General features: G+C 55.1%; 9 protein-coding genes and 1 other RNA gene. 6 read left to right on the top strand and 4 right to left on the bottom strand.

The genetic code is table 11. The annotated features are described in order from the left end of the window. The 4 genes from nadA to ffs form a co-directional block, all read right to left on the bottom strand. On the bottom strand, positions 1 to 240 hold a 240-nt coding region (gene nadA / locus Q0683_RS10345; RefSeq protein ID WP_298977584.1), incomplete at its 3' end, for a quinolinate synthase NadA. Between the two features lie 26 nt (positions 241 to 266). Further along, on the bottom strand, positions 267 to 1,799 hold the full coding sequence (gene crtD / locus Q0683_RS10340) for a C-3',4' desaturase CrtD (RefSeq protein ID WP_298977582.1): 1,533 nt from the start codon (positions 1,797 to 1,799) through the stop codon (positions 267 to 269). Positions 1,800 to 1,884: 85 nt separating this feature from the next. After that, on the bottom strand, positions 1,885 to 2,529 hold the full coding sequence (hisIE, locus tag Q0683_RS10335; protein WP_298977580.1) for a bifunctional phosphoribosyl-AMP cyclohydrolase/phosphoribosyl-ATP diphosphatase HisIE: 645 nt from the start codon (positions 2,527 to 2,529) through the stop codon (positions 1,885 to 1,887). 23 nt (positions 2,530 to 2,552) lie between these two features. Beyond that, positions 2,553 to 2,649, bottom strand: an RNA gene (gene ffs / locus Q0683_RS10330) — signal recognition particle sRNA small type. Between the two features lie 114 nt (positions 2,650 to 2,763). Between ffs and Q0683_RS10325 the strand changes: the two genes are divergently transcribed. From Q0683_RS10325 to cobS, 6 genes are all read left to right on the top strand, one after another. Continuing rightward, positions 2,764 to 3,441, top strand: a complete 678-nt coding sequence (locus tag Q0683_RS10325) for a PHP domain-containing protein (RefSeq protein ID WP_298616957.1) — start codon at positions 2,764 to 2,766, stop codon at positions 3,439 to 3,441. Further along, a complete protein-coding gene (locus Q0683_RS10320; protein ID WP_298977579.1) occupies positions 3,438 to 3,662 on the top strand; it encodes a hypothetical protein in 225 nt (74 codons plus the stop codon). Before Q0683_RS10325 ends, Q0683_RS10320 begins: the two co-directional genes overlap by 4 nt. Positions 3,663 to 3,768: 106 nt before the next feature. Continuing rightward, the gene (locus tag Q0683_RS10315) at positions 3,769 to 6,858 is read left to right on the top strand and encodes an ABC transporter ATP-binding protein/permease (RefSeq protein WP_298977578.1); all 3,090 of its coding nucleotides are present in this window, start codon (positions 3,769 to 3,771) and stop codon (positions 6,856 to 6,858) included. 75 nt (positions 6,859 to 6,933) lie between these two features. Continuing rightward, positions 6,934 to 9,771 carry a DNA polymerase I gene (gene polA / locus Q0683_RS10310; RefSeq protein ID WP_298614912.1) on the top strand — a complete coding sequence of 946 codons (2,838 nt, stop codon included), beginning with the start codon at positions 6,934 to 6,936 and terminating at the stop codon, positions 9,769 to 9,771. Positions 9,772 to 9,779: 8 nt separating this feature from the next. Beyond that, complete coding sequence (locus Q0683_RS10305; RefSeq protein ID WP_298614914.1) at positions 9,780 to 11,300, top strand: pitrilysin family protein; 1,521 nt, start codon at positions 9,780 to 9,782, stop codon at positions 11,298 to 11,300. Further along, positions 11,297 to 11,991: adenosylcobinamide-GDP ribazoletransferase (cobS, locus tag Q0683_RS10300; RefSeq protein ID WP_298614916.1), on the top strand; the 695-nt coding region annotated here is incomplete at its 3' end. The genes Q0683_RS10305 and cobS, both read left to right, overlap by 4 nt.

Raw genomic sequence — 11,991 nt, 5'->3', positions numbered from 1 at the left:
GATCTTGGCCGTTTCCGCCATGAAATGCACGCCGGCAAAGACAATAACATCCGCCTTCGTACTCGCCGCCTGCTGGGACAACCCCAAGGAATCGCCAATGTAGTCAGCCACATCCTGAATGGCGGGGTCTTGGTAGTAGTGAGCAAGAATCACTGCATTCAGTTCCCGCTTCAGGTCTTGGATGGCGGCAACTAAATCCAACGGCAGAGAGGGTTGAGGGGCAGCGAGGGTCGCAAACACAGGGTGTGAGGTTCCTTTTCCAATTTCTATGGGATTTCTCTATTATAGTGATTTCTACCAAAATGGCTATCACTGGCCTGCAATTGCTGCACAAGCGCACGGGCAGCGTAACTGACACCGGCCGTGCCTTCCCCCGGATGTACGGAATCTCCCACTAACCACAGGTGGGGAATCGGGGTGCGGGTTGCTAGGCCAAAAGGGCCAAAGGTACTCAGGCGTTGACCAATGCCACCGACAATGCCATCCAGGCGTGCGGTATAGCGCCAGAAGGTGCGGGGGGTGGCCGCTTCACAGTGAACTATGTGCTCAGGCCGCAGATCAAAGAATTGACCCAGGCGCTCAAGAGCGGTTTGGGTATATTGCGCCTTGGTGGCGGCATAGTCTAAGTCGGGCTGACGCCAAAAATTCGGCTCAGTAAAGCTAGAGGCAATCAGAGTGCGATAGCCGCCGGGAGCGCGCCCATCCTCTGGCTGACTCACAGAGACAAACAGGGAGTTATTTTCACCAATGGGGCCTTGGGCATCGTAGAGAAATTGCAAATGGGGCGGACAGGCTTCGGGAATGGCGGCCTCCTTAACGCCAAGGTAAATCACAAAGGCACCGGAGGCCGGCGGCAGGGTTTTCAGGCGGCGGGCATAGCCGGTGGGAAGGGCATCGCCTAGGAGTTGGGGAAGGTTTTGGGCAGGGACATTGGCCACAATGTGATCCGCTTCAACGCGCTGAAGGGTTTTTGTTTTGAGGTTTTCCACCTGCACGGCAACAGCTCGCCCCCGCTCGACCTCAATGCGCCGCACTAGATGGCGGGTGTAGATTTGTCCCCCATCGCGCCCTAGGGCAGCAGCCAGCAGATCACTGAGAACTTGCATGCTGCCGTGGAGATGGTAGAGGCCGTGGGGTTCTTGGGAGAGACACAGGGCAGTGGCGGCATAGAGCAGCGCCGTCTCACTGGCATCCACTTGGGAGTAGAGCTTCAGTTGCAAATCGAGAAATTGCCGCAGCCGGCGATCGCCCCCCACCCCACAGAGAGTCATCCAATCGGTCACCGTCATCAGACTAAAGGGCACCGTCAGGAGTGTCTCCGGTCGCAGGGCTTGGAGCAGTTGCCACAGGTCAAAACCATTGCGGGGAGGCAAAATGGGCTGTCGCTGCTGAAATCGCCAGCTAATGGCAAAGAGGTGCTCAAGACCTTGCCAAAATCGCTCACTGTGGGGAAAGTGGCGCTGGCGCTCCCGTTGCCAGCGATCGCGATCGCGCCAAACGTTAATCGGCGTCGTTTCCCCCGGCAAATAGACGGCACAGGCAGGGTCACAGGGGGTCGCTGCCGGCAGCGGCATCTCCAATTCAGCAAAAATCTCCCTGTGAATGCCCCCCGGCTCTAGGCCAGCCACTTGGGTTGCGCCAACATCAAAGGTAAACCCGCGCCGCCGAAACGTTGATGCACAGCCCCCCAGTTGGGCTGCTTGTTCAAACAACTGCACACGATAGCCCCGCCGTGCCAGCAAGGCGGCGGTGGTTAAGCCACCAATGCCACCACCAATGACGACAACACGTTTGGTCATGGTTAGACCCTTGGAGGTAAAACTACCCCCAGTGTAATAATTTTTAACGAAGTATTACAAATTTGTTACAAGGGTGAGTACCGTTCTAGCGCCGCCGTGACTGCAGCTGCTCATACACCTGCCGCAGGGACACCCCATGGTAGGCAAGAGCGACCAGCGTGTGGTAAAACAAATCGGCGACTTCGCGGGCGATCGCCTCTGGGTCATCGTCTTTGCAAGCCATCACGACCTCTGCGGTTTCTTCCCCGAGTTTTTTGAGAATCTTGTTGTCCCCCTCGGCAAAGAGACGACAGGTGTAGGAGTCAGGTTGGGGGTTCTGCCGCCGCTGACAAACCACTTCATAGATCTGCGAAAGAGTATCGGCGGGCGGGGACTCAATCCATTCCCCATTCGTGCCGTGGCGGTGAAAACAACTGCGCTCCCCCGTATGGCAGGCCACATTTCCCACCTGTTCTACACTCAGGAGTATGGCATCACTATCGCAGTCGTAGCGAATGCTTTTTACCCGCTGCACATGACCGGAGGTTTCCCCCTTCGGCCACAGGGCCTGCCGTGAGCGACTCCAAAACCATGTGCGGCCAGTCTCAAGGGTTTTTTGCAGCGATTCCCGATTCATCCATGCCAGCATGAGAACTGTTCCATCCAAGTAGTCTTGGACAATGGCTGGCACAAGACCGCGCTCGTCGTAGCGAATGGCATCAAGGGGGAGACTCAGCGCAGGGGCAGACATAGGTTGTTGGCAGTTCTCAGGAGGGTGACCCGGAGATCACGCCTATCACAAGCATCCCGTATTGCTGCTTCCTTCCGGACCTGACAAGGTTTGGGCGTTGTGATCGCATGATTCCGAGCCAGCTTGTATCTTAGCACACGGCATCGAACTCTATAAATTGCCCTATTGGGAATCTTTATCCCTAGTTTCTTAAAGAAAGTTTATATTAAAGGGGTAAGAGCGTAAGAGTTGGTAATGGCTATGACCCTTGCTGCACTGACGGTGACGCAGGCCGAGACTCTGCGGGGTCTCTTTCAGACGTTGACGGCAACCAGTTGTCCCTATCACTACAACTTTCACTTGCATACGATTTGGTCCGACGGGCAATTAACACCGCAGCAAGTTGCCCAACAGGCAATGATCCACGGTCTCAAGGGGTTTGCCATTACAGACCACCACGCCCTCGAGGGATACTTCCAAGCACGCACCTATGTCGAGGCCTATCGGGGGAGCGATCGCCCCCAAGTGTACACCGGCATAGAAATTACCGCTCAGCTCCTTGGCACCGAGGTACACATCCTTGGCTATGGCTTTGACCCCCATGCGCCGGTGCTCCATCCCTATGCCATGGGAAGTGCCCCAGAGGGAGACTTGGCACAGGCAGAACGGGTGATCGCGGCACTCCATGCAGCGGGGGGCTTGGCCATTTTGGCACACCCAGTGCGCTATCGTCTGCCCGCTGAACAATTGATCCCTGCCGCCGTGGCACGGGGAATTGATGGAGTTGAAACCTACTACTGTTACGGCAATCCCGACCCGTGGGAATCCACCCCAGAGGCAACGGCTTTAGTGCATGGCTTGGCCGTCGAACATCAACTCTTAGAGACCTGCGGTACCGACACCCACGGCCAAAATATCCTCGTGCGGCGATGACAGGAACGGAAATTTTCATTACTGTGGGAGCGATCGCCATTAGTTGGTTTGTGCTCCGCTGGCTGATCAAGGTTCTCAAGGTCACCGTCAGTACTGCAATTAAAATTGCCCTTATAGTTTTCCTGTTACAAATCTTTTTCGGGATTGGGCCACATCGCCTCTGGGAGCAGACACAGTTTCTATGGTCACAGGTAGCGAGTTATTTGACCTCCTCGCAGTAGTCAAAAGACCAGTCTCCAGAGCGACGTTACCTCGGCGGGCGTCTTTTGTCAGATCGGCCAGAATCCAGTAAACTGACTGGCATCAAGCCCCTTTTGCGCTAACCCCATGACTCAAGCAGCGTGGTTAGAACTGGTCAAATCCGTCAGTGAGCAGGGCATCCAGTTACCCGCCAGCGGCCTCAAGATTGGCCGTGCCCCCGATAATGACCTTGTCCTCAATGACATTTCTGTGTCCCGCTACCACGCTTTCTTTAAGTGGCAAGAAGGGCAAGTTCACCTCGTTGATCTCGGCAGTAAAGCGGGCACCCATCTCAATGGCCAGCCAGTTGTGCCCAATACTCCCATTCCCCTCGAAGATGGCGACCTGATTACGTTGGGAAACTCTGCGGTGCGCTTTCGCCTCATCTGGCAGTACCATGACTACCACCCCCGTGCCGCCGAGGTTAGCAAAGAGACTGAAGTCCCTGTGATTGAAGTGCGCACCAAAACATGGCGACAACGGTGGGGGCTACAGCAGCAAACGGCGCTTCTGGGAACCCATCCCGCCTGTGAGGTTGTGGTGGATAGCCCTGAACTCTTGCCTTGCCACTTAAAATTACGGTTTGCGAATCAGCATTTGCAGGTGGTGGATCTCAGTGACCCGCAACCTGCAACGAATGTGCAGTTGGGGATAGGGGAGAGTTATGCCCTGACGGAATTTGTCACACTGACCTATGTGGGGCAGGAGTTGCCCGATCGCATTGACACAGAGCGCCATGCCGTGGTTTTTAGCCCAGCGACGGAGTTGCGTTTGACCGGCACGGCAACCGTACTCGCCATTCCTGAAGCAGATGCCACAGCCACCGTCCCCGTGAAGACGATTTCGCTGGTGGGATACAACACGTTCAGGATTGGCCGCGATCCCAACAATGATCTGGTGATTGAGCATCCCACAGTGTCGCGCCACCATGCCAAAATCGAGCGCCGCAATGGAGATTTCCTGCTCACCGATTTGGGGTCTAGGAATGGCACGTTTGTCAATGGCCATGAGGTGGAGGAACCGACGCTGCTGCGGGTAGGGGATAGCATTCGCATTGGCAGCGATCGCCTAGTTCTCAATGTCGACGAAACATTGACCCAATATGCCGAATCGGGTCATTTGCGCCTTGATGCCATCAACCTCAACAAGGTGGTAGGCAAGGGAACGCAAATTCTCCATAACATTTCCCTATCCATTCTGCCCAAGGAGTTTGTGGCCATCCTGGGTCCCAGTGGTAGCGGCAAGTCAACGCTCCTTGATGCCCTCAATGGACTGCGGCCAGCCACGACGGGTACGGTACTGGTCAATGGCACAAATTTCTACCGCAACTATCACGCTTTTCAAGCGCAATTGGGCTATGTGCCCCAGAAAAACATCATCCACGAGGAGCTGACCATTGCCCAAGCGCTGGAATATGCAGCAAAACTCCGCATGCCCCCTGATACAACCCCAGCAGAACGCCAACGGCGGGTCACAGAGGTGTTAACGGAATTGGGATTGAACCATCGTCGCGATGTGCCTATTTCCCGTCTCAGTGGCGGTCAGCAGCGGCGGGTCTGTATTGGTGCCGAATTGCTCACGCAGCCCAGTCTTTTCTTCCTTGATGAGGCTACCTCTGGCTTGGATCCGGGCACCGAAGCCGACATGATGTTCTTGCTGCGGCAGCTGGCAGATCAGGGACGCACAATTCTCATCATTACCCACGCCATCCAAAATATCCGTGAGTGTGATCTGGTGATCTACTTAGCAGAGGGGGGACGGGTGGCTTATTTTGGTCCCCCCGATCAACTTTTGCCCTATTTTCGCGCTACGTTTGGCGATCGCTTTAGTGGCATCAAGCTTGAGGACTTTTCGGGCATCTACCGAGCCTTAGATAAAGAGAAAAACCCCAATGCACCCACATCGTTAGAACTAGAAGAAGCCTACCGGCGATCGCGCCTCTATCAGGAATATGTGGTCGGGCGACAGCAGGTGCTGGCGCACATGCCCGATGAACCCCAACGGCGTACCCAGGGCAAATCCCGTCGCAGCAGCGAACCTAGGTCCAAAATCTCCCCTTGGCAACAATTTCTTATTCTCACCCACCGCAATTTGACGATTCTTAGCCAAGATCGCAGTAACCTGCTGTTGACTCTCTTAATTGCTCCCCTCCTGGGGAGTCTAAATTTTGTCTCTTGGCGGCGGCATCTCTTTGATCCCGAAACGGGGAATGCAGGTCAAGCCCTGACGATGCTGTTTGTCACCAGTTTGATTGCCGTGATGATTGGCGCCATGACCACCATGCGGGAATTGGTCAAGGAGGTGGAGGTTTATCGGCGCGAACGGATGATTGGCCTGCGGCTGTTGCCCTACATTGGCTCCAAGGTGGCGATCGCCTTCGGGCTTGCCCTTTATCAGGCGGCCACCTACCTTGCGGTAACAAAATTGGCGGTCAATTTACCGGGAGATTGGGGGATTACGTTTGCCATGTACATCACCCTTGCCCTTGCCATTTTTGGCGGTATGGCAATGGGACTCCTCGTGTCTGCCTTTGCCCCTAGCCAGAACATTGTGCCCCTCCTCGTGCTGATGTTTTTAGTGCCGCAAATTATCTTTAGCGGTGGTATTCAGCCTGTTTCTTCCTTTGGGTTGCCGGGGCAGATTATTAACCATCTGACGGTGATCAAGTGGCCCTTTGAAGCCATGGTAAAGCTCACAGGTATGGGGGATGACATTGCCAATGACCCCTGTTGGCGCGAGTCGGAGGAGGAACGGCAGAAAATGACCGAGGAGATGCAACGGGATTTTTGTCTTTGCTATGGTCCTGGCCTATTCAAGACCTGCAACTTCCCCGGTATCCGCTCCAAGTATGTCCCCGCAGTGGATGAACCCGCCCCGCCTCGGCCAGCATCTCCGGGGAATCCCCCCAGTGATCCGGCGGCGCTCCAAGACTATCTCCAGCGGCTACAAGCCTATCAGAAGGCAATGGATGAGTGGGAAGTGAAATACTCCCAGTGGAATCGTCAGCGCAGTCGCGCCATCAATGAGGCACAGAGCACCATTAGTCGCTTCCAGCGAGACCAAGGTTATATGTTTACCGTGGAGGTGCAACGCCATTGGCGAGATCAAAGCATTCTCATCTTGGCAATGCTGGTGGCTTTGCCCTTTTGCCAAAAACGCCGCGACCTTAGCCGCTAAGACATTGTCCTCTTCAGGGGTAGGGTTTTGGAGCAAATTTTTTGATAATGGAAAAGCTGTCCTGTTCACGCTTCCATGGCTGCCCCCCATCTCCTGCTCATTGATGGCCATTCCTTGGCCTTTCGTGCCTACTACGCCTTTGGTAAAGGGCGAGAGGGGGGCTTGCGCACCTCCACAGGGATTCCCACCAGCGTTTGTTTTGGCTTTCTTAAGACCCTGCTGGAAATTTTGGATCAGCAGCAGGTAAACCATGTAGCGATCGCCTTTGATTTGGGGGAACCCACCTTTCGCCACACAGCCGATGAAAACTACAAAGCGGGGCGGGCAGAAACACCGCAGGACTTTATTGCCGATGTTACCAATTTACAGGCGTTACTGCGGGCCCTGCGCCTGCCTCTGTTAACTCAGCCGGGCTATGAAGCAGATGATGTGATTGGCACAGTAAGCCATCGCTTGCGTTCCCAAGGATGGCGGGTTTCGATTGTCAGTGGCGATCGCGACCTTTTTCAATTGATTGATCGCGAGGGTCAAGTACAGGTCTTGTACCTAGGGAATACTACTAGCCAGCGCAAACAGGGTCTGGAGGCCTTTGATGCCCTCAAGGTCAAAGAAAAGATAGGCGTCTGGCCAGAGCAAATTGTGGACTATAAAGCCCTCTGTGGCGATGCCAGCGATCGCATTCCCGGCATCAAGGGCATTGGCCCCAAAACAGCTGTACAATTGCTCAATCAGTACTCCACCCTAGAGGGCATCTACGCCCACCTCCACGAGATTACGCCCCCCAGCCTGAGAACCAAACTCCTCAATGGAGAGGCCGAGGCCCGCCGCTCCCGCAATCTGGCTCAAATTGTCCTGGATGTGCCCTTGGAACTCCCCCTAGAAGAACTGCATCTAAGTCCCTTTGATTGGCCGACGTTGGATGACCTGCTGGATCACCTAGAGTTTCGTGCCCTACGGAGGCAACTTCAGGACTGGCACCGACGCCTGGGGGGCACCTTGGCCGCAGCGGAGACTGATGCCGACGAAACATGGTTTTTCCCACCGACGGCTACTCCTGATCCGTTGCATGTGCAACTCATTGAGACGCCAGAGCAACTGCAATGGCTAATTACCCAGTTAGAAAACTGTACAGACCTGAACCATCCCGTGGCGTGGGACACAGAAACCACGGCCTTGAATCCCCGCGACGCTACCTTAGTGGGCTTAGGTTGTTGTTGGGGCACAGCGCCTGACCAGGTGGCCTATCTGCCCTTGGGGCACAAAGAGGGACAGAACCTGCCCCTGCAGGAGACCCTCGCCGCTTTGCGACCAATTCTGGAGGGCGATCGCTACCCCAAAGTCTTGCAAAATGCCAAGTTTGACCGCCTTGTCTTGCGATTTCAGGGGATTCAATTAGGGGGTGTGGTGTTTGACACAATGCTGGCGAGTTATGTGATTAACCCCGAAGCCAGCCATAATCTTAAGGATCTGTGCCAGCGCTATTTGCCCCTGCAGGCGCAAAGCTACCATAGTCTGGTCGGCAAAGACCAAACCCTTGCGGATCTGCCCCCCGCCACTGTGGCACAATACTGTGGCCTCGATGTGCATACCACCTATCTTCTCAAGGAAAAATTAGAGGCCGACTTGACCCCCCGCCTGCGGCAACTCCTTCTCGAAGTGGAACTGCCCCTCGAACCCATTCTGGCGGAAATGGAAGCCACGGGGATTCGCATTGACAGTGACTATTTGCGGCAACTCTCCCAACACCTCGACCGGCAACTGGCACAACTACAACAGCAGGCGTGGGAAGCGGTGGGGCAACCCTTTAACTTGGCCTCCCCTAAGCAACTGAGTGAACTGCTCTTTGGTAAGCTGGGGCTGGATGCGAAAAAGACCCATAAAACAAAACTGGGCTATTCCACCGACGCCGCTACCCTCGAAAAACTGCGGGGAGAGCATCCTGTAGTTGAGATCATTTTGAACCATCGCACCCTTGCCAAGCTTAAATCCACCTATGTGGATGTGCTGCCAACCCTTGTGCGTCCAGATACTGGTCGCATTCACACGGATTTTAACCAAGCCGTTACAGCCACAGGTCGCCTTTCCTCCTCCAATCCCAATCTGCAAAATATCCCCATTCGCACCGAGTTTAGTCGGCAAATTCGCCGCGCCTTTATTCCAGAAGCTGGCTGGTTAATGGTGGCAGCCGATTATTCGCAAATTGAGTTGCGCATCCTCGCCCATCTCAGTCAAGAACCTGCTCTGCTGGAAGCCTATCAAAAAGGGGAAGATGTCCATCGTCTCACCGCCCAGTTTCTCTTGGAAAAAACGGAAATTAGTCCCAGTGAGCGACGCTTGGGAAAGATTATTAACTTTGGCGTCATCTACGGAATGGGAGCACAGCGGTTTGCCCGCGAAGCGGGGGTGAGTGTGGCCGATGCCAAAGTCTTTATTCAGCGGTTTTACGAGCGCTACCCGCGCGTTTTTGACTATTTGCGGCAAATGGAGCGACTGGCCCTCAGCCAAGGCTATGTGGAAACGATTTTGGGGCGGCGGCGCTACTTTACATTTGAGAGTCGCGAACTGCAAGCTCTGCGGGGCAAGCCTTTGGAGGCGTTAGCCGAGGTGGATCCCAGTAAACTAAAGATGAGCAATTACGAGCGGGGACTCTTGCGAGCAGCAGCCAATGCTCCCATTCAAGGTTCCAGTGCCGATATTATCAAGTGTGCCATGGTCAAGCTGGCACCTTTGCTCTCGCCAGAGCGTGCACGCCTGCTGCTGCAAGTCCACGATGAATTGGTGTTAGAGATGACCCCTGAGGCGTGGGAGCAACTGCAAATAACAATTCCTGAGGTGATGACGACGGCGGTGCCCCTGAGTGTGCCCCTGGTAGTGGAGATTTACGCTGCTGCGAATTGGCTGGAGGCTAACTGAGTTTGTTCATGCGGCAACGACATCCTTGGCAAGTCTGGCAAACTTACCTTCGGTTCTGGATTCTCTGCTTTTTCCTTGGGGCGATCGCCCTCTGTTTGCCCGCCGATGCCCAAACGCTTCGCCCCTACCTTGACCGCGCCATGGATCAAATCAGTGAATTTTACCTTGACAATGGCATGCATTTTATTGTGATGGAGCAGCATCAGGCTCCGATTATTTCATTTCTTACCTACGTGGATGTGGGGGGCGTGGATGAACCCGAAGGCCAAACGGGGGTGGCGCACTATCTGGAACACTTGGCCTTTAAGGGCACCCGTCGCATTGGCACAACCAATTATGCTGCCGAAAAAAAGAAACTCGCCCAACTGGATGCCCTTTTTGAGCGACTCCAAGCTACGAGGGATGAGCAGCAGCGGGAGACCCTTTTCAGGGAATTTGTTGCTGTGCAGCAGGCCGCCGATCGCTATGTGATTCGCAATCACTATGGGCAAATTGTCCAACAAGCGGGGGGTGTGGGGCTGAATGCAACCACCTCTGCCGATGCCACCCGTTACTTCTACAGTTTTCCTGCCAACAAATTGGAACTGTGGATGTCCCTAGAGTCGGAACGCTTTCTGGAGCCGGTCTTTCGCGACTTCTATCAAGAAAAGGAAGTGATTCTAGAGGAACGGCGACTGCGCACCGAGAACTCCCCCACGGGCCAACTTTTTGAGGCCTTTTTGGCCACCACCTTTCGTCAGCATCCCTATCGCCGCCCCGTCATTGGCTACCGTGAGGATATTCAAAATCTGCGCCGTGCCGATGTGGAACGCTTTTTTCGCCGGTATTACACTCCCGACAAAATGACGATGGTACTGGTGGGAGATGTGGATCCCCAAGAAGTTAGGAAATTAGCCAAGGTTTATTTCGGTCGCTATCCCAAAGGGCGAGGCCAGACCACAGCTATTCCCCCAGAACCGCCGCAAACGGCACCGCGGCAGATTACCCTTGAATTGGCCAGTCAACCCCTTTATCTGGAAGCCTATCCCTGTCCCCCTCTGAAAGATGCCGCCTACCTCACCTATGAAATTTTGGCACGCATCCTCACCGGCGGTCGCACGTCCCGTCTCTACCGTTCCCTGGTTCTTGAGCAAAAACTCGCCGTCAATATCCAAGCCTACGTGGGCTTTCCCGGCAACAAATACCCCAATCGCTTTCTCATCTATGGGGTGCCCGCACCGGGTCAAACGACGGCTGCCCTTGCCGCCGGCATTGCCGCAGAACTCAGAGCACTGCAAACTACCCCGGTGACTCCGGCAGAACTGGATCGGGTGAAAACGCAACTGCGCATGGAATTGCTGCAAAACCTAATGTCCCATGAGGGCATGGCCAAGCTCTTGGCAGAGTATGCGGTAAAGGGGGGCGGCTGGCAGCAACTCTTTGCCCGTTTGGAGGCCATTGAGGCAATGACTCCTGCCGATATTCAACGGGTAGCTCAGTTGCTGCAACCGGAGCAGCGGACGGTGGCGCAAATTCAAACCCGTTCATGAAGACCCTTTGGCAGGAATGGCTAGGGGCGATCGCCTTCTATACGTCTTTGCCCCTTCCCCCTAGCTGGCCCATTCAAGTGGCGGGGGCAGCCAAGTGGTGTCCTTGGGTGGGGTTGCTCCTGGGGGGGATTCTCTGGGGGGCGCAGGCGCTCTTCAGGTTGTTGCCAGTCCCCCCCCTTGTAGCCAGCGTCTTGCTGGTTGCCCTTTGGCTGGTGTTGACTGGCGGACTGCACTTGGATGGCGCTATGGATACTGCCGATGGTTTGGCGGTTAGGGATCCCCAGCGGCGACTTGAGGTAATGGCAGATAGTCGGACGGGGGCCTTTGGCGTTATGGCCGCAATGGTGATTCTGCTTCTTAAAGTAGCGGCCTTGGGCAGTTTAGAGCAGGGCAGTGTCCTCCTGTGGGTGTTGGTTGGCGGGCGCTTGAGTCAAGTGTGGGCGATCGCCCGCTATCCCTCTTTGAAACCCCAAGGCACAGGCCAAATCCACAAAGCCAGTTGTCACTTTCCCCGCGACTTTTGGCCCAGCGGCTTGCTGTTGCTGTTCCTCGCTTTCCTCCAACCTGTGCCCCTAGGCCAATTGCTTTTTGCCTTGCTCTTGATCCTCTTGATCCCCGCATGGTTTCAGTGGCAGTTGGGGGGGCACAGCGGGGATACCTACGGAGCCGTTGTCGAGTGGACAGAAGCCTT

Source organism: uncultured Thermosynechococcus sp. (assembly GCF_938074695.1).
GTDB lineage: Bacteria > Cyanobacteriota > Cyanobacteriia > Thermosynechococcales > Thermosynechococcaceae > Thermosynechococcus.
Note: the sequence above shows the minus strand (reverse complement) of the source record. Positions and strands in the feature narration are given on the sequence as shown.

What these genes read in the sequence shown, in the direction of transcription:
- Q0683_RS10305 (WP_298614914.1), top strand. Translation starts at nt 9,780, where the DNA reads ATGCGGCAACGACATCCTTGGCAAGTCTGGCAAACTTACCTTCGGTTC.
- Q0683_RS10320 (WP_298977579.1), top strand. Translation starts at nt 3,438, where the DNA reads ATGACAGGAACGGAAATTTTCATTACTGTGGGAGCGATCGCCATTAGT.
- polA (WP_298614912.1), top strand. Translation starts at nt 6,934, where the DNA reads ATGGCTGCCCCCCATCTCCTGCTCATTGATGGCCATTCCTTGGCCTTT.
- Q0683_RS10325 (WP_298616957.1), top strand. Translation starts at nt 2,764, where the DNA reads ATGGCTATGACCCTTGCTGCACTGACGGTGACGCAGGCCGAGACTCTG.
- hisIE (WP_298977580.1), bottom strand. Translation starts at nt 2,529, where the DNA reads ATGTCTGCCCCTGCGCTGAGTCTCCCCCTTGATGCCATTCGCTACGAC.
- Q0683_RS10315 (WP_298977578.1), top strand. Translation starts at nt 3,769, where the DNA reads ATGACTCAAGCAGCGTGGTTAGAACTGGTCAAATCCGTCAGTGAGCAG.
- crtD (WP_298977582.1), bottom strand. Translation starts at nt 1,799, where the DNA reads ATGACCAAACGTGTTGTCGTCATTGGTGGTGGCATTGGTGGCTTAACC.